Source organism: Cytobacillus sp. FSL W7-1323 (genome assembly GCF_038595015.1).
Taxonomy (GTDB): Bacteria; Bacillota; Bacilli; order Bacillales; family Cytobacillaceae; genus Cytobacillus; species Cytobacillus kochii.
On record NZ_CP151998.1, the window covers coordinates 3,954,929 to 3,973,149 of the forward strand.

At 37.1% G+C, this 18,221-nt stretch carries 16 protein-coding genes; 2 read left to right on the forward strand and 14 right to left on the reverse strand.

The genetic code is table 11. The features are described 5' to 3' along the window. Nucleotides 1–86: 86 nt before the first annotated feature. Nucleotides 87–710: a TetR/AcrR family transcriptional regulator gene (locus MKX67_RS20150; RefSeq protein ID WP_342488667.1), complete on the forward strand. Its 624-nt coding sequence runs from the start codon at nt 87–89 to the stop codon at nt 708–710. A gap of 20 nt (nt 711–730) precedes the next feature. On the opposite strand, the gene MKX67_RS20155 is transcribed toward MKX67_RS20150, so the two are convergent. From MKX67_RS20155 to uvrB, 5 genes are all read right to left on the reverse strand, one after another. Then, entirely contained in the window at nt 731–1,075 is a 345-nt protein-coding gene (locus tag MKX67_RS20155) for a phage holin family protein (RefSeq protein ID WP_095371870.1), read from the reverse strand. Between the two features lie 18 nt (nt 1,076–1,093). Further along, nucleotides 1,094–2,206, reverse strand: a complete 1,113-nt coding sequence (locus tag MKX67_RS20160; protein WP_342488668.1) for a DUF4097 domain-containing protein — start codon at nt 2,204–2,206, stop codon at nt 1,094–1,096. 421 nt (nt 2,207–2,627) lie between these two features. Further along, nucleotides 2,628–2,972: a hypothetical protein gene (locus tag MKX67_RS20165; protein ID WP_342488669.1), complete on the reverse strand. Its 345-nt coding sequence runs from the start codon at nt 2,970–2,972 to the stop codon at nt 2,628–2,630. 147 nt (nt 2,973–3,119) lie between these two features. Beyond that, nucleotides 3,120–5,999 (reverse strand): excinuclease ABC subunit UvrA, encoded by a 2,880-nt coding sequence (gene uvrA / locus MKX67_RS20170; RefSeq protein ID WP_095371867.1) that lies wholly within the window; start codon nt 5,997–5,999, stop codon nt 3,120–3,122. Nucleotides 6,000–6,008: 9 nt separating this feature from the next. Continuing rightward, nucleotides 6,009–7,988, reverse strand: coding sequence for an excinuclease ABC subunit UvrB (gene uvrB / locus MKX67_RS20175; RefSeq protein WP_095371866.1), 1,980 nt, complete (start codon nt 7,986–7,988; stop codon nt 6,009–6,011). Between the two features lie 267 nt (nt 7,989–8,255). Here uvrB and MKX67_RS20180 point away from each other — a divergent pair, with 267 nt between their 5' ends. Further along, the gene (locus MKX67_RS20180; RefSeq protein WP_095371865.1) at nt 8,256–8,660 is read left to right on the forward strand and encodes a hypothetical protein; all 405 of its coding nucleotides are present in this window, start codon (nt 8,256–8,258) and stop codon (nt 8,658–8,660) included. A 295-nt stretch (nt 8,661–8,955) separates the two neighbouring features. Here MKX67_RS20180 and MKX67_RS20185 read toward each other — a convergent pair whose 3' ends face one another. The 9 genes from MKX67_RS20185 to MKX67_RS20225 form a co-directional block, all read right to left on the reverse strand. Further along, nucleotides 8,956–10,080 (reverse strand): AI-2E family transporter, encoded by a 1,125-nt coding sequence (locus tag MKX67_RS20185; protein WP_095373600.1) that lies wholly within the window; start codon nt 10,078–10,080, stop codon nt 8,956–8,958. Nucleotides 10,081–10,429: 349 nt separating this feature from the next. Next, nucleotides 10,430–11,038 (reverse strand): NAD(P)H:quinone oxidoreductase, encoded by a 609-nt coding sequence (gene wrbA, locus MKX67_RS20190; protein WP_095371864.1) that lies wholly within the window; start codon nt 11,036–11,038, stop codon nt 10,430–10,432. Between the two features lie 73 nt (nt 11,039–11,111). Then, the gene (locus MKX67_RS20195; RefSeq protein ID WP_095371863.1) at nt 11,112–11,714 is read right to left on the reverse strand and encodes an NADPH-dependent FMN reductase; all 603 of its coding nucleotides are present in this window, start codon (nt 11,712–11,714) and stop codon (nt 11,112–11,114) included. Nucleotides 11,715–11,732: 18 nt separating this feature from the next. Beyond that, nucleotides 11,733–12,338 carry an alpha/beta hydrolase gene (locus tag MKX67_RS20200; protein ID WP_095371862.1) on the reverse strand — a complete coding sequence of 202 codons (606 nt, stop codon included), beginning with the start codon at nt 12,336–12,338 and terminating at the stop codon, nt 11,733–11,735. A 14-nt stretch (nt 12,339–12,352) separates the two neighbouring features. Then, nucleotides 12,353–12,949, reverse strand: coding sequence for a flavin reductase family protein (locus MKX67_RS20205; protein ID WP_322909690.1), 597 nt, complete (start codon nt 12,947–12,949; stop codon nt 12,353–12,355). Nucleotides 12,950–12,971: 22 nt separating this feature from the next. Next, nucleotides 12,972–13,913 carry a ring-cleaving dioxygenase gene (locus MKX67_RS20210; RefSeq protein ID WP_157733894.1) on the reverse strand — a complete coding sequence of 314 codons (942 nt, stop codon included), beginning with the start codon at nt 13,911–13,913 and terminating at the stop codon, nt 12,972–12,974. Between the two features lie 42 nt (nt 13,914–13,955). Beyond that, the gene (locus MKX67_RS20215) at nt 13,956–14,390 is read right to left on the reverse strand and encodes a MarR family transcriptional regulator (protein ID WP_322909691.1); all 435 of its coding nucleotides are present in this window, start codon (nt 14,388–14,390) and stop codon (nt 13,956–13,958) included. Nucleotides 14,391–15,010: 620 nt separating this feature from the next. After that, complete coding sequence (locus MKX67_RS20220) at nt 15,011–16,381, reverse strand: ATP-binding cassette domain-containing protein (RefSeq protein ID WP_342488676.1); 1,371 nt, start codon at nt 16,379–16,381, stop codon at nt 15,011–15,013. Nucleotides 16,382–16,549: 168 nt separating this feature from the next. Then, nucleotides 16,550–17,743, reverse strand: coding sequence for a PDZ domain-containing protein (locus MKX67_RS20225; protein ID WP_341057591.1), 1,194 nt, complete (start codon nt 17,741–17,743; stop codon nt 16,550–16,552). Between the last annotated feature and the right edge of the window lie 478 nt (nt 17,744–18,221).

Below are 18,221 nucleotides of genomic sequence, written 5' to 3' on the forward strand. Positions count from 1 at the left end.
AATTAGCAACAATCAGTAATTCTTTTGAATTTGTCGATAGAATCTACACATTACTATAATGTGTTTATTTTAGGAGGAAAAATACATTGGTTGAGTATAAAAGTAGTATCTCTAAGCAAAGTGAGCGGACGAAATCCTCTTTCAAAAAAGCTTTCATTGACCTTATTCATGAAAAAGGCTATAGCCATGTAATAGTGACGGATATTATTAAGCGAGCCGATTATAATCGCACGACGTTTTATCTTCATTTTCAAGATAAGCAATGCCTAACGGATGAATTGCAAAGAGAAATGTTCAAACAAGTAAAAGAAAAAAGCATGAATAAATATGAAAAAGGCAAAGCCATCAGTATTACCGAGATGGATCCAAAATCATTTGAACTAACACACTTCATATACTCTGAGCAAGCTTATTTCAATCTTTTATTAAAAAACGATACCATCCCAGGATTGCATCGAGATCTACCTAAAGCGATTTATGAAGTATTGGAGGAGAGTTTTATCTTATCAGCGATTAATCAACTAGATATTAACTACTCGGTCCATAAACTCTATATGGCCCATGGGACAGCAGGACTACTCGTCAACTGGATTGAAAATGGTTATGATGTCAGCCCTGATGACATGAGTCTGCGCTTGATTCAAATATTACATTCATTTGCTAAGGAGTTTTCAATTGCAACTAAAAGCAAAAACACACCACCCATTTAAAAAAGGCGGTGTGTTTTTACTTAATCCCAGAGAACCTTTTGTATAATCAAATTTGCTACTGACATAATAATTGCCACCAGAATAGCTGTGCCAAAGCCGGCAATCTCAAAAGTATCTCCCATTAATCCACTCGTAATCATTAAGGTTACTGCATTGATAACGAATAAAAATAACCCTAACGAAATGACCGTAATTGGTAATGTCAATAAAATCAATATCGGTCTAACAATTATATTAAGAATGGATAGGATAAAACTAGCTAACAAGGCAGATCCGAAACCTGATAAATAAAAAGAATCTCCTATAAAGCCAGATAAAGCAATAAATAATATGGCATTAATGACAATACCAATTAACCATTTCATACATATGACACCTTTCCATTAGAAAACTGAGCTAGATTTTTTTACTGTGACAGACCCTGTTTTTGTATCTGCATTTAACCTTAAACCACCTTGAGGATCTTTAATAGAGCGGAAACGAAGCACCTTCTGAATAACATCACTCTTTTCCTCTAATATCTCAATTCCCTCAATATGAATATCAAAACTTCCTAAATTCGTTTTAAGTTCACCACTTACTTCTGCAAATGGGGGAAGCGTTACTTCTACATTTCCAGTTGTTGCTTTTGCTTCAATCGATTCACAGCGGGAACCCCCAACAGCACAACCTACATTCCCATTAAAAGAATGTGCATTCACTCTCTCATAATCTCCATCTACATGTACAGCACCGTTTATCGTCTCTGCTTCAAGTATATCAACCGTGCCATTTTCAACATGGATTTTTCCATGAACGGTTTCTAACTCTGCATGTTTACTTTGTAATTGCTTTGCTGTAATTTTACCGTTTGCCGTTTTTGCCTTAAAGGTTTTCGCTTTTAGCTTTTCACTTTCAATCGGTCCATTAAAGGTACGAAGTTTTAATTTATTATATTCCTTCTCAGGTACATATAGTATCGCATCTAACTTTATCCATTTTTGTTGAGTAGAGAACTTCAGCTTATCATCTACAACGGTAAATACAGCATCCTCCAAGAATTTTTTCCGAGCCTCATCTTGAGACTCCGCACGATACACTTTTACTTCACACTCTGCTCTTACATCAGTCTGTGACCACGGTACAACTTTGATAGCTCCGTTTGCGACATCTACTTCAATTTCATTAAAGGTACCGTCAGATTGATGGAAAATATGGGATATACTATGTGACTGTCCGAAGTTAAAGTCTAAATCGACATCTTTAATCTTTTTAAATGCAGAGTCGACAAAATCAATGATCTTATCTTTTGCTGAATTAAATTTATAATTAAAAGGTTCTTCTTTTTTCTCTTCTTCAAATTTTACTGCTGTAGACAATTCTTTAATAATTTCTTCTTGCTTTTGCTCAGCCGTATCTTCGGCTTTTTCTAATTTCTCTAATAAAGTTAAAGCTTCTTCAACAGATAATTTTCCATCCTCCACCATTTTTAAAATGCGTTTTCTTTCTTCCTTCATTCTATTCCCTCCATAAGGTTCATTTTGTCTATGCCCTATTATCCTTTTTATCTTAGGCTAAATAAGTATCAATATCTAATAAGTATGCTTAGGACAATCTCCAGCATGATTAGTATTGAAAAATGAAAGTTGGTTATATTTCATTTTTACCCCTAATCAGCGAAAATTAGGCTTATACTTCAATTTTTCTTTACTCAATTGTACGATAGTCAGGGGCAAAAGTTTCACTTAAATAAAAAAACCAGTCTCAAGTCTGACTGGGATTTATGTCATGAGGTCTAGATTTGAAGGTGTTTCCTGTGGTATAGGGAAAATGAAGAGTAAAGAAGGTAAATCGTTGCTAATTAAATTTTAGTAAAACCCAAACAGGTCCTGGATATTTATGACCTAGGACCTGCTTAAGCTATGTACCTTTAAAAATTTATTGATAGGCCGCCAAGTCAGTTGTGCGAGGAGATTCCTTACGCTTAACCTCATCAATCTTGTTAACGAACATTTGAAATACTTTTCTTTTTTCTTCCAAATCTTTTGCATGCTCTTTCAAATCATTATACTTCTCTTCAAACGGTCTGTGATAACGTTCTCTTATACTTTCAATAATCTCATCGTTGACAGTAGATTGAATGACTTGTTTAGTTATTCCATATTTATAGGAGTAAAGTTTTAGCTCAAGCTTAATTTGATCATATTCCTCATTAATTTGACTAAGCACTTCAGAGATATCTTCATTCCATTCCTCTAATGATTTAGCTAAATAATCTTCCATAATCGTATAGTCACCCTCTCCCCTTATAATACTATGATTATAACGAAGGATAGTTACATCCCTTTTGCTATAGAGTTACAAATCTTTATCTTTTTTAATAGGAAATACCACGAGCCGATAGACCCGTGGTATTTTCTATTAAAACCATTAAGCATTCGTTACACTTGCTTCTTTATGCTCAATTTGCTCTTTCATTCTTTTGCGATCACGTTCAAGAATCGGTTTTAAATATTTTCCTGTATAAGACTCGGCTGTTTCTGCAATCACTTCAGGGGTACCTGTAGCTAGGATTGTACCCCCCTTAAGTCCACCTTCAGGACCTAAATCAATTAAATGGTCAGCAGCTTTAATTACATCTAGATTATGTTCTATCACGAGCACAGTATCCCCATTTTCAACAAGACGCTGCAAGACATTAAGTAAACGAGCGATATCATCCACATGCAAGCCCGTTGTTGGTTCATCTAATATATAAAATGATTTACCATTAGAACGACGATGTAGTTCAGAAGCCAGTTTTACCCTTTGTGCTTCTCCACCTGATAAGGTTGTCGCTGGTTGGCCCAATTTGACATAACTCAATCCAACATCATAGATGGTTTGCAACTTACGACGAATTTTAGGAATATTTTCAAAGAAGGTAAGTGCATCTTCCACTGTCATTTCTAAGATTTCTGCAATACTCTTCCCTTTATATTTTACTTCTAACGTCTCGCGATTATAACGTTTTCCATGGCAGACTTCACATGGCACATATACATCAGGAAGAAAATGCATTTCGATTTTAATAATCCCATCTCCACGACAGGCCTCACAACGGCCACCTTTGACGTTAAAACTAAAGCGCCCCTTCTTATAGCCCCTAACTTTTGCTTCATTTGTAGAAGCATACACATCACGAATGTCATCGAATACTCCTGTATAGGTAGCCGGATTAGAACGTGGCGTTCTTCCGATAGGCGATTGATCAATATCTATGACTTTGTCTAATTGATCAATTCCTTTCACTTCCTTATGTGCACCCGGCTTACTTTTCGCTCGATGTAGTTTTTGCGCTAAGCTTTTATGGAGAATCTCATTGATTAACGTACTCTTCCCTGAGCCTGAGACACCAGTCACAGCCGTGAAAGTACCAAGAGGGAACTTGACGTTCACATTCTTCAAGTTATTCTCTTTAGCCCCTTTAATCTCAATAAAACGACCGTCACCTTTTCTTCTTTCTATCGGCAGTGGGATAAATCTTTTCCCTGATAAATATTGACCGGTTAAAGAGTAATCATCTTTCATTACTTCTTCTGGTGTACCTTTGGAAACTATTTCACCACCATGCACCCCTGCACCTGGACCCACATCAATTAAATAATCCGCTGCAAGCATCGTATCTTCATCATGCTCTACCACAATTAACGTATTACCGATATCACGCATGTTCTTTAACGTTTCGATTAATCGGTCATTATCCCTTTGATGCAATCCAATAGAAGGTTCATCAAGAATATACAACACTCCAGTCAACCGTGAACCAATTTGGGTGGCTAAACGAATTCGTTGGGCTTCCCCACCTGAGAGAGTTCCAGCAGCCCGGCTCAGCGTTAAATAATCCAAGCCAACATTAATAAGAAATCCAAGACGTTCTTTAATTTCTCTCATGATCAAATTAGCAATTTTCATTTCTTTTTCTGTTAAGTGTAATTGCCCAAAAAAGTCATAAGCTTCTTCAACAGATAAATCTGTAAGCTTCCCAACATGATGACCATCAATCAAGACTGCTAAGCTTTCTTTCTTAAGACGGTAGCCTTTACACGTAGGACATTTATGTTCCCCCATGTACTTCTCCATCTGTTCACGAATATAATCAGAGCTTGTCTCCTTATATCTTCTCTTGATATTATTCATCACACCTTCAAAGACAATATGTGATTCACGCACTTGGCCATAATCATTTTCATATTTAAAATATATTTTTTCCTTACCAGAACCATAAAGGATTTTATCTATTTGTTCATCTGGAATAGCTGATACGGGGATATCCATATCAATGCCATAGTGCGTACATACTGCTTCCAAAAGCTGCGGGTAGTATTGTGAGCTATTCGGTTCCCAAGGTGCAATCGCATGCTGCTTCAATGTGAGATCTTTATTAGGGATGACTAAATCCGGATCTACTTCTAACTTTACACCTAAGCCATCACAATCGGGACAGGCACCGAAAGGACTATTAAAAGAGAACATTCTTGGTTCAAGTTCTCCAATTGAAAAACCACAAATAGGACATGCATGATTTTCACTGAATAATAATTCCTCTTCTCCAATCACATCAACTATGACTTTTCCTTCTCCCATTTTCAGTGCTGTTTCGAGCGAGTCAGCTAATCTGGCCTCCACGCCTTCCTTCACAACAATTCTGTCAATAACCACTTCAATAGAATGTTTTTTATTTTTCTCAAGCTCGATTTCTTCTCCTAAATCGAGCATATCACCATCAACCCGAACACGAACAAACCCTTGTTTCTTTACCTCTTCTAATACCTTTACATGTGTTCCTTTTCTACCAGAAACAACAGGTCCCAGTACTTGCAATCTTGTTCTTTCCGGATATTCCATAATACGATCTACCATTTGTTCAACAGTTTGAGAAGAAATTTCTATATTATGATTAGGGCAGGTTGGGTGTCCTACTCTCGCAAATAATAGACGCAAATAATCATAGATTTCTGTTACAGTTCCTACCGTTGAACGAGGGTTTTTACTAGTTGTTTTCTGGTCTATAGAAATCGCAGGAGATAAACCTTCAATCGTATCCACATCCGGCTTATCCATTTGTCCTAAGAACTGTCTTGCATAGGCAGAGAGGGATTCAACATAACGGCGCTGTCCTTCTGCATAAATCGTATCAAACGCTAAGGACGATTTTCCCGATCCTGATAATCCCGTTAAGACAACAAGCTTATCCCTTGGGATTGTTACATCGACATTTTTTAAATTATGTGCCCTTGCACCTTTAACAATCAATTTCTCCATTGCCATTTCCGTTCATCATCCTTCCGCCTTCAGTTCAAGAATAAGATCACGAAGCTCTGCCGCTCGTTCGAAATTTAAATCCTTTGCTGCAGTCTTCATCTCTTTCTCCATATCTGCTATTAATTTTTGACGTTCTTTTTTATTTAATTGACTTAATTTATCAGCACTATTATACTCCTCTGGCGTTTCCGCTGCTTGTGTCGCTCTAATCACATCACGAATTTCTTTTTGTATCGTCTGTGGCGTGATACCGTGTTCTGTGTTGTAATCTTCTTGAATGCTACGGCGGCGTTTTGTTTCACTTATAGCTTTTGTCATGGAGTCTGTCATTCGGTCAGCATACATTATAACTTGACCATTTGCATTACGAGCAGCACGCCCAATCGTTTGGATAAGTGAACGTTCTGAACGTAAAAATCCTTCTTTGTCGGCATCAAGAATCGCTACGAGTGAAACTTCTGGAATATCAAGCCCTTCTCGCAACAAATTAATACCTATTAACACATCATAGGTACCCATACGAAGCTCCCTAATAATCTCGATTCTCTCAAGGGTTTTCACTTCGGAATGTAGGTATTGAACCTTCATACCAATTTCCTTTAAATAATCCGTTAAATCCTCAGACATTTTTTTCGTTAAAGTGGTAATGAGTACACGTTCATTTTTCTCAATTCTATCATTAATTTCACCAATTAAATCATCAATCTGTCCCTCTATCGGTCGGACATCAATAATAGGATCTAACAATCCAGTAGGTCTAATGATTTGTTCAATCATTTCAGGTGTTTGTTCTAATTCATACGGACCAGGAGTCGCAGAAACATAAACAATCTGGCTAATATGATCTTCAAACTCAGAAAAAGTAAGAGGACGGTTATCCATTGCAGAAGGAAGACGAAAACCATGTTCTACTAATACATTCTTACGGGCTTGGTCACCATTATACATCCCTCTTATTTGCGGCAATGTCACATGAGATTCATCAATAACAAGTAAGAAGTCCTTTGGGAAGTAATCAAGTAAAGTATAAGGAGTCGAACCAGCTGGACGAAGAGTTAAATGACGGGAGTAGTTTTCAATCCCTGAACAAAAACCCATCTCTCTCATCATTTCTAGATCATATCGCGTTCTTTGTTCTAGGCGTTGTGCCTGTAATAAATGGCCTTCTTCATGTAAGGTAGCCAGCCTTTCTTCTAATTCTTTTTCAATATTTTCGATGGCTACACGCATTTTCTCTTCTCTGGTAACGAAGTGAGATGCCGGGAAAATGGCTACATGATCACGATCACCTAAAATTTCACCGGTCAAAGCATCGACTTCACGAATCCGATCTATTTCATCTCCAAAAAACTCCACACGTAAACAATGCTCGTCTCTCGAAGCAGGGAATATCTCTACGACATCACCGCGTACACGAAATGTCCCACGTATAAAGTTCATATCATTGCGCTCATATTGTATGTCGACTAGCTTCCTTAATAATTGATTTCGCTCTATTTCCATTCCCGTCCTTAAACTTAAGACAAGCTCTCTATATTCCTCAGGAGATCCCAAACCATAGATGCAAGAAACACTGGCGATGATGATAACATCATTTCTTTCAAATAATGAGGAGGTAGCTGAATGGCGGAGCTTATCTATTTCATCATTAATACTCGCATCTTTCTCAATAAATGTGTCAGTGGATGGTACATATGCTTCTGGTTGATAGTAGTCATAGTAACTAACAAAATACTCTACCGCATTATTGGGAAAGAACTCTTTAAATTCACTATATAATTGACCTGCTAACGTCTTATTATGAGCAATTACTAACGTTGGTTTATTCACTTCTTTAATGACGTTAGAAACAGTGAACGTTTTCCCGGTTCCAGTTGCACCTAGTAATGTCTGATGCTTTTTCCCCTCTTGAATCCCATTTACAAGCTCTTTAATAGCTGCAGGTTGATCACCTTGTGGGGAATATTTTGAAACTAACTCAAATGTTTGATCCAAATCAGAAACCTCCTCTATGTAAAAAGTAAAGCGTGTCTAATCATTATTACATTCCGATTTTCTATATCCTCATTCTACCACAAATCCTCTTATCTAAACCACAAAAAAGCGAACAAATATTCGATATCCATTCGACAAAGAGATGAAAAGAAGGTTAGGATTAAAATAAACGGGTATGAAGGTACAAATTAACTTTTCATTTATTTTGAAACTTTATTCTATATAAAATCGTCTTTTGTTATATGGCGAAATAGACGAGGTGATTTTTTGTTTGGTTTTATTTTTGCATTTGCGTGGCTAGCCGTTTTTATTTATGCCCTAAAAACCATTAAAGATTATATAAACAGTAATGACGAGGAAAAAGCATATGAAAAAGACTTCGTCATTAAAATTGTTGGTGCTGTATGCCTTTCGGGGCTTTTTGTTATAGCAGAAATACTTCGTGTCACAAACTTGGGCTTCGTTGATATGAAATGGCTCTTTCTCATTACATTTCTACTGCTTTTCGTTGTCAGTTACGTCTTTTTCACCTACAGGATACTCTTCTCTAAAAACACCTTTGACCGTAAAAAAGGAGATTATACTTTTAGTTATAAATATCGAAAATGGCTTATCCCTGTCTTTCTTCTATTCCCAATAGGTGTATTTAGTATTTGGATTTGGGTTAGCTAAATGAAATTTCCTTCTACATAAATGAGTTATAGAATTAGTCCATAGTTGGGGGCATCTAGTAAATTTGAATAGATAAACAGGTTTAATTGAACACATACAATGATTGAATCAAGGAGTTATACAAGTCAATTACACCTACCCACTAAAACCCTTCTTATTAATCAACAACACGCACGTCAGCTCATATTTCTCATTCTAATTAGTTAACCTTTCTTTTTATTAAAAACTTTAAAAACTAAACGCTTTTCCCTAAGAAAAGTAGAACCCCATCTCACTTTGATGGGGTTCTACTCATTTATATATCTGCTGGATGCGGACCTTTTTCAGCTTCCATCTCTTTTGCCATTTTCCTTGCTTTTATAAATTGAACACCGCTTAATACAATGGTTTTCCCAACGGCGTATGTTGGTACAGCAAGTAACATGCCTAATATACCAGCTAAGTTTCCTGCTACCAATAAGATAATAATGATTGTTGCTGGATGGGTATTTAATGTTTTCCCTAAAATTAATGGTGAAATTAAATTACCTTCTAATTGTTGTGCGGCGACGATGACTATTATTGCTAAAATCGCCATCGTAGGTGATTCAAATAGCCCAACTATAACCGCCGGTGCACCACCAATAAATGGTCCAACATAAGGAATAATATTCGTTACTGAAATAATTAATGCCAAAACAATTGCGTATGGTAGGTCAATAATTAAGAAACCGATAAAAGACGCTGTCCCGACGAATAATGCGACCGTAATCTGACCTTGAATATAGGAAGAAAGAGTTTTACCTGTTTCTTTTAATGTATCAATTGCTTCAGCACGATAACTTTTGGGAACAAACTTCCCTAGTGCAGGTGGGAACTTCTCCCCGTCTTTTAACATAAAGAATAAAAGGAATGGTACAGTAATAATCGTAATGGCTATATTTGCAACTAATCCAACTAAATCGCTGAGACCATTCGTAATCCTTTGTGGAAGTTGATTAGCATAATCAACTAAATAACCCATTATTTCTTCTTGTGTTACATAATCTTGATTCATTAACCAGCGATAACCCTCAGATTGCGAGAAGTTGTTAAAGAACTGTTCTGTTTGTTTAACATAGGTAGGTAGTTCATTTAATAACCCTGCCAATTGGGCTGAAATTTTTGGTACAAAAATACTAACGACAAGCACCAGCAATCCAGCAACAATTGCAAATAGTAATATGATCGATAATATCTTAGGAATTTTTGCTTTTTCAATTAAATGCACAAATGGATTTAAAATGAAGAATAAGAACCCCGAGATAATAATAGGGAAGAACAACGTGGAAAAAAAGATTCCAATCGGTTCAAATAAAAAAGAAATTTTTGAAGCTACAAAAATGACGGATACAATAATTAGAATTTGAAGAGACCAGTACTGGAATTTCTTCTTGTTCACATTCTCACCTTTTCCCAAAAAATAAATTTTTCTCTATAGACTACATTTTCATTCGTAGTTCCCTTTTTCCAAAAAAGTAAAACCACTAGGATTTATTTGTATGTATTATTGTAATGCATTCCACCACAAAATGTCGCCTCATAAGGATATTTTCCGTGAATTTTTTTCGACAAATATTTCCTTTTGGTTATTTTAACCAACAGATATTTATATAATCAGCCATGTGTTAAGGAAATCCTTTTATCCATTCACACAACGACATGGCAACTAGATAGAAAATTTCACTTATATCCCCAAGTTAAAAAAAGGTATCTTAGGAGTCTCCCTAAAATACCTTTTTAAAGCATGATTATTCTTGGCCTTTTTGAATCCATTCAGCAACAGTTGCCGTACGTTTGGCTTGATGTTTAACTGCTGCTTCATTATCTTCAACGATTTTACCATCTTGTCCTTGAGTTGAACTTGCGCCGTAAGGATTTCCGCCACCAGCAAATATGCTTGGGTCAGTGAAGCCCGGTGCGGCAACAATCGCGCCCCAATGGAACATAGTTGTATAAAATGAAAGAAGGGTTGCTTCTTGACCTCCGTGAGGATTAGAAGCAGAGCTCATTGCACTCACTACTTTGTTCGCAAGTTTGCCTTGTGCCCAAAGGCCCCCAGCAGTATCAATAAAAGCTTGCACTTGTGAAGCAATGTTACCAAAACGAGTTGGGAAACTAAAAACAATCGCGTCTGCCCATTCAAGGTCAGCAAGTGTAACTTCTGGTACATCTTTCGTAGCATCAGCATTGGCACGCCATGCAGGATTGGAATCGATGGCTGCTTCAGGTGCTGTTTCAGGAATCTTTAACAACTTCACTTCAGCGCCGGCTTCTTTTGCCCCTTGTTCTGCCCACTGTGCCATTTGGTAGTTGGTACCTGTTGAACTATAATAAATGACTGCTAATTTAATACTCATTTGAATAGAATCCTCCTTGATATCTCACATACATCTATATTGTTTCTATTCCTTTCAGCTCTATACATTAAACTTATCTTAATGTTTTTAATGCACCGCTCCATGCTAGCACTTGATCAAGCATCATTTTCATATTTGCTTGGTGTAAGTCCTGAGGCTTAAATTCATTACCATTTACGAAATCAGTAAAAAGGGAAAGTGTTGGATGTGTGCGTACATCTGCGACTTGTAGCTCGCCTAAAATGCCACGTAGATGTTCTGCCGCACGGGCACCACCAGTAGATCCATAACTGACAATACCTGCTGCTTTATTCGCCCATTGATCGCGAGCAAAGTCGATCGCATTTTTCAAAGCACCACTAATACTATGGTTGTATTCCTGTACGATAAACACAAACCCATCCATACTATCTAATTTATCTCCCCATGCTGCAATACCAGGCTCTGTGCCATCTGTTGTACCAAGGAACGGAAGATGAAAGTCAGCAATATCAATAATTTCATAATTTGCATCCCCACGTGCATCAGCTATTTCTTTCACCCATTGACCTACTTGTGGACTTACACGACCTTCTCTTGTACTTCCTAAAATAATACCGATATTTAATTTTTCCATTTTCATTTCCTCCTTAGGATGTGGATTATTTTTATTGAATAATTTATTTAAAAAGCCCATATTGTTTCTCCCCATTTCTTAGATGCTGGCTTTAAACCATTTTGCTGCTTCTTCAACTTCTTTGAATGAAAGCTGATGTCCCATATGTTCCCAATGAAGATGAACATCGGCTCCCGCCTTTTCTAATAATCTCTTTAACTCTTCAGATTCTTCGGGTGAACAAATCGGATCATTTGTCCCTGCTCCAATGAACACCTTTTGTCCTGTTAAATCAGGCAATTCTATACCTCTTCTTGGTACCATTGGATGGTGTAAGATTGCTGCTTTCACAGCATCTTTATAATGGAACATCATACTGGCCGCAATATTAGCACCATTTGAATATCCTAAAGCGACGATATTATGGCGGTCAAAACCATATTTGTCAGCTGCTTCATCTAAAAATTGATAAAGCTCTTTCGTACGAAAGATTAAATCCTCCTCATCAAAGACCCCTTCTGCTAACCTTCTAAAAAAGCGCGGCATTCCATTTTCAAGCACATTACCTCGAACGCTTAGGACTGATGCACTTTCATCTATTTTGCCAGCTAACGGTAGAAGGTCTAGCTCATTTCCCCCTGTACCATGAAGTAATAATAGGGTTGGTTTTGATGCGTCACTACCCTTTTCAAAAATATGTTTCATGTAAATCCCCTCCATTATTTCGGTCGAACCATTGTAAATACTTCTCCTACTTTCGCATAATCATTTCCAGCCAAGCGACTGATTGCCCCTAAATTCTCAGCGTTGATTTTGCCCGCTTCATAAATTTCATTATCGAAATGGAAGTAGACAACTTTACCGATAAGAAGATCAGCATTCCCTTCAAGTTCAATATGATGAGCAAGCTGACATTCCATCCTCACTTTCGCTTTCACGATTCCTGGTACATTGACAACTGTACTTGAAATTGTCTCTAATCCACTGAGCTTTAATTCATCCACATTTGGTGAGACAGTAGCCGCTGTTTCATTAATTTGCGTAACATTTGACTCATCAACAATATGAACGACAAACTCCTTCGTATCACACACATTTTTAGCAGTATCTTTCATCTCACCCGCTCTTCTTGCTACTGAAACAGCAATCATTGGCGGATTAGAAGACACGATATTAAAGAAACTAAATGGTGCACCATTCATCACACCAGTGTTTGATTGTGAAGTGACGAAGGCAATCGGCCTCGGGATAATACTTCCGATCAATAATTTGTAATTCTCCCTCTCGGTTTGCGCGTTCGGATCAATACTTACCATTGCGTAACTCCTCCTTTTGCAATTACACTTCCCTCACATCAATCGGAATTAACCTTCTCTGTAATTGTCCACGGTATTTTTCATATTGCTCAGGAAGCATTAATTCTGTTCCCATCGTTTCCTGACTTTCATCATGAGCAAAACCTGGCGGATCAGTAGCAATTTCAAAAAGAATGTCGCCGTATTCTCTGAAGTAAATCGCATTAAAATAGTTTCTGTCTTGCACGGGTGTGACACCATAACCAAAGCTTTCAATATATTTCTTCCAATCTAATTGGTCAGCATCATCTGCTGCGCGCCATGCAATGTGGTGGACAGTTCCTACACCCATTCTTCCTTTTCCAGAGCTTGTTATCTTTACATCGACAATATTACCTATGTCGCTTTTTGATTGATATCTGACGAATACTCCTTCTTCAGCGACTTTGGTTAAACCCATTGTTTCAATTAGCTCACCTGTTTTTCCACCATTGCTAGAATAAAGAACAGCCCCGGCGAAACCTTTAATCGCCACATCCGGAGTTATCCCATTAAATGTCCAAGTATTCTCGTCCCCAGCTTCTCTTTCAACAAGCTCTAAATGTAAGCCATGTGGATCATCGAAGCTTAGTACTTGTTCGCCAAAACGTACTTGTTTTTCAAAAGAAATGCCTTTACTCGTTAAGCGTTCCTCCCAAAATGGTAGGGCGCCAGATGGAACAGCATATGCAGTAATTCCCACTTGCCCATCACCAATGATGCCAGGGTAAGCATCTGCCCATGGGAAGAAAGTAATAATTGTACCTGGTTTACCTCCCTCATCACCGAAATAAAGATGATACGTTCCTGGGTCATCAAAGTTAACTGTTTTTTTAACAAGACGTAAACCTAAAATACCAGCATAAAAATCAACATTTTCCTGTGGATGGCCGACAATAGCTGTAATGTGATGAATTCCCATCGTTTGTTTTTCCATTTTGAACATCCTTCCATGTCCCTAACCTTCAAGTATCTCGAAATTGAGATATTAGGTGTGAGTTAGTTTATTTTGTGTTATTTTATGAAGAATATGAATTAATAATTGTTGTTCTTCTTCAGTTGTTTGTTGAAATAAGGTTGAAATCTGTTCTAATAAGTATGGACTGATTAGATCCATTAATTCCTTCCCCGCATTTGTTATAGTTACAAAAACAACCCGGCGATCCTCTTTGCAATCACTTCTAGATAAATAGCCCTTTTCTTGCAAGCGGTCAATCACATAAGTCATACTGCCGCTCGTTAACCAAACGCTTTTACTAATTTGCTGGACCGATTGTCTCCCCTTTTGATGCAGCACTTGGAGTACGGAATACTCTGTAAAGGTGAGCTTATATTTGTGTAACCAGTCTTTCATCTGATCTTGCATGTATCTGTTGGTTTGCATTAAGCAAGCGAATGAATCTAATGTCTTCTTATGAACCATTTTCATCGCCTCACTTTTTATCTTTAATTTAATTATCTTGAATATGAGATAATAATATCTCGAATTCAAACTAATGTCAATCCCATTTTCAACTTTTTTTAAATTTCTAACCATAGTGTTCATTCTAGGGGCACTTGCTCTTCTAATATAGGTAGAAAAAACTAAATAACTAAGTCGTTTTACTGCTTTTAGAATAGGTAGCATCCTTATCTTCTAGCAAAGTTTTCAATAGGTAAAGGACGCCTACTCATATTGCTGGTGCATCATTTTCAAATGACTTTCTCTACATTTTAAGATCCGGTTTTTACCTTGTGAAAACAGAGACATTTTTCTTCACCCCGACTGGCCTAGACAACAAACATATTCCGTTTGAATAAAAAGAAATATTGCTAACTTCTATTAATACATACGATATAAACGATTCGCTGTCGATAGATAAATAGCAATAACTGCATTGTTTTTTTCCTATCCGCTTCTTCTCTTGATAATATATTCCCTATAACATGATGCAAGAACCTCTATTCGTAGGGAATTAATGATATCGTCTTTGTTGCAATTGCATTTATGTAAGATTCATTATGATCAACTGCAATCATCGTCGGCTGATACACCTTAATCGTCTAAACTAATTGCTGAATGACAAATATGTCTAAGTAATTGGTGACTTCATCCCATATAAATAAATTATTTTCCCCTAATAAAGCATGAGCTAAAAATACTTTCTTCTGCTCGCCAGCACTCCAATGCTGACTAGATGTATCAGTGAAACTGTGTCTATCTATGCCTAACTGATACAGCAAATGCCAAAAAGCTTGTTTTTCTTCTTTTATAGTCAATTGTTGTAAATAAGAAGCATAATCTACATCTTGCTCATTTTTTTGATTTAAAATGGATATCTTTCGCGGTAAATGAATGCGATACTCCCCTACTGTCTCTAAATACTTTACCCCTAATATAAATTGGAGTAGTGTTGACTTCCCGACACCATTACTCCCTTCAATAAATAAGCGATCATTAGGATACATATCGATGGAAATTGGTTGGAATAAGGGGGTTCCGTCTCTTAATATCGAAAAATCACGGAAGTATAAAACTTGCTTTTCAGGTTGTTTCACAAGCATTTTCAATTGTGAGACCCTCTCCCGATTATCGATAAGTCCTTCTTTTTCAGAAACCATCGCTTCTGTGCGTTTTTTTATTGCCTTCGCCCTTTTCATTTGTTTCTCGGCTAAACGTCTTTCCGACGCATCCTTTGTGCTGTTTTCTCGCTTCATTCCCCATTGGTTTACCTTACCAGATACTTCATTTAACCGTTTGATTTCTGACTTTAACTTACTATTTCTAGATTCCGCAAGCTGATCCGCATTCTCTTTCTCTCTTCGCCACACATCCACATTTCCCTTAATTAAGGTGAGCGACTGCTTTTCAATTGCTAACACATGATCGACGAATTGGTTTAAAAAGGATTCATCATGACTAATTACAATAAACCCTTCTTTCATTCTCAAATAATTCCCAATCATGTTACGTCCCTCTTTATCAAGATTATTTGTCGGTTCATCAATTAAAGGAAAAGCATCCTCATTTAAGAATAGCTCTACAAGTAACACTCTCACTTGTTCCCCACCACTTAATTGATGAAACTTTCTTTGACTAATATGAGGTGGTAATCCGATGAGTGATAATTCATAATCAATTCTCCACCGGTCAACATTAGGGTTTTCTTTAAGCAATAACTCTAATACTGTTAAATTCTCCTCTTGTAGTGGAAAGGCAGGGAAATATTTAAATGTCAGTGGCGTTTGAATCGTCCCTCTATATTGAAGTTTATTTGTTAAAATGTTCATAAATGTCGTTTTTCCGCGACCATTACGCCCTAGCAGCGCAAGCTTCCAGTGCTCATCAATACTTACATTCACATCACTAAAAATCCTTTTATCCATTGAATGATACTGAAAAGACATATTTTTAATTAAAATCGAATGGGTCAATGAAATACCTCCTTTTGATTAACTTAACACAAGTTATCTGAATTTTGTTATATTTTATATTAATTTCCTCAAATTAGGAATATAAATAGAATGAATCAAGGACATGTTCTTTTCACAATCTATTGAATAAAAAAACCGATTGCCCCATAGAGACAACCGGTAAAAATATTAAACTGCTTGGTGACTTTTCTTAAATTCCTCTTTAATAAAGAGAATACCTAATTCATGATGATCTGTTTTATAAAGTGCCCTTTGCACAAATCGGTTTTCATTATTGGTGTCAATGACTTCAAGTTTGCAATGAGCTGCATTTTTTTGCAATGCTTGATAAAATCCCTTTTCGTCATTCACTTGCAAACCATTCACTTTAAGAACAGTTTCTCCTACTTTTAATCCCATTTTGTCTGCTGGTGAATGAGGAACAACACCAATAATCATTAAACCATCATTCTTTTTAGCAAAGTAAAACGCCGCCTTTGCATCTACAGATCGTTGGCGATAATTTAACCACTCTCTCCCTACTATTGCTAGTACTGGTATCGCTAAGCTTACAATTGGATAAACAAATGCGCCACTGGCAATAATGAGCAGCAATGCACCAAAGAAGATTACTTTTTTTCCATAAGCTGCGACGGCTACAGCCGGAAATTTGCTTTGGATTTGTTGTTGAAAACCAATAGCGAAAGGAACAGCTACTAAAGCATAAGATTGATCTCCAATTGAAAATAATGGCCACCATGTTGAGTCCAAACTAATGGCGTCACCAGGTATTAGTAAAAACAGTGGTAAAAGCCACATTCTTTTTGCTTCATGCATACCCACAACCTGACCACGGCGACTCTTCATTAGTCTTGGAGACGTCCCTTTTGGACCATTGATGGTGATCATTATTCCTTCAGCAATCACAAGCAAGGCAATGATCATTGCGGCAGCTGGCAGTAGGTACTCTACGCCTTCCACTTGTGATGAGATGAAGGCAGGCAGTGGCCAGTTCTGTTCTAATGCAAAGAAAGTAAGAATAAAACCAATACTTACCGTATAAGCCGGTGTCGCCCATCTTGCTTTTGGAGTCAGCATCAAGATAATTGTTGCAACCGTTGCAAAAACAAGTAACTCAATAGGAACAGTTAAACCAGCTAGTACGGTAATAAGGGAAAGAGAAACACCAAGAATGAACCCTAAAGGCAATAATTGCTTCAGCTCAAAATAGGCATTTTCAGCACGGACTAAGAAATGCTGTCTTTCCCTGTTGACTCTTTGTATACCGTAATAAGCAGCTGCTAGAAATACTAAATAAAAGACCGGGTTTAGAAATAACCTTCCTAACCCCTTGAATAACTCTATTGCCCAAGCCTCAGCCAAGCTTCCCACCAACCTCTACCATTAATCTAATCTACTAATCTGACTATATTCTACCAAATATCCCTTTAAAAACATAGCCAACCCATTGTCTTCTTCCTACTTGTAAATACATTTTCTTATAATAGAAGTGATGACAAGGAATAGGTGTCCGATATTCAAAATATAGACAAATAGTGAGAGAAAATCTCTTTCCGCTAGAATTTACTTTCGTATGGGAGAAGGGTTTCTTCTATCGCGCAGTTTCCGAGCTGTTTCTCGTTTCTGTTTTTTAACTTGAAGACACGCTAACGCTATTACCTTTTTATATTTGAGTAATTCGCAATTCCCAAAAAGCGATGATTTTCGCTTTCGTTTATCCACCATATACAGGCACTTCTATATTTGCTACATTTCCCCTATTTTACCATTTATTCCGGAGCCTTTTCATCAACCTCACATTAAAAAGCCGAACAAACATTGAGTTTGTCCGGCTTTGATA

Bases quoted from the DNA above. Each gene is read 5' to 3' on its own strand.
- wrbA (WP_095371864.1), bottom strand. From the start codon at position 11,038: ATGAGTATTAAATTAGCAGTCATTTATTATAGTTCAACAGGTACCAAC.
- MKX67_RS20215 (WP_322909691.1), bottom strand. From the start codon at position 14,390: ATGGTTCATAAGAAGACATTAGATTCATTCGCTTGCTTAATGCAAACC.
- MKX67_RS20165 (WP_342488669.1), bottom strand. From the start codon at position 2,972: ATGGAAGATTATTTAGCTAAATCATTAGAGGAATGGAATGAAGATATC.
- MKX67_RS20210 (WP_157733894.1), bottom strand. From the start codon at position 13,913: ATGTTCAAAATGGAAAAACAAACGATGGGAATTCATCACATTACAGCT.
- uvrA (WP_095371867.1), bottom strand. From the start codon at position 5,999: ATGGCAATGGAGAAATTGATTGTTAAAGGTGCAAGGGCACATAATTTA.
- MKX67_RS20160 (WP_342488668.1), bottom strand. From the start codon at position 2,206: ATGAAGGAAGAAAGAAAACGCATTTTAAAAATGGTGGAGGATGGAAAA.
- MKX67_RS20205 (WP_322909690.1), bottom strand. From the start codon at position 12,949: ATGGTAAGTATTGATCCGAACGCGCAAACCGAGAGGGAGAATTACAAA.
- MKX67_RS20155 (WP_095371870.1), bottom strand. From the start codon at position 1,075: ATGAAATGGTTAATTGGTATTGTCATTAATGCCATATTATTTATTGCT.
- MKX67_RS20200 (WP_095371862.1), bottom strand. From the start codon at position 12,338: ATGAAACATATTTTTGAAAAGGGTAGTGACGCATCAAAACCAACCCTA.
- MKX67_RS20195 (WP_095371863.1), bottom strand. From the start codon at position 11,714: ATGGGCTTTTTAAATAAATTATTCAATAAAAATAATCCACATCCTAAG.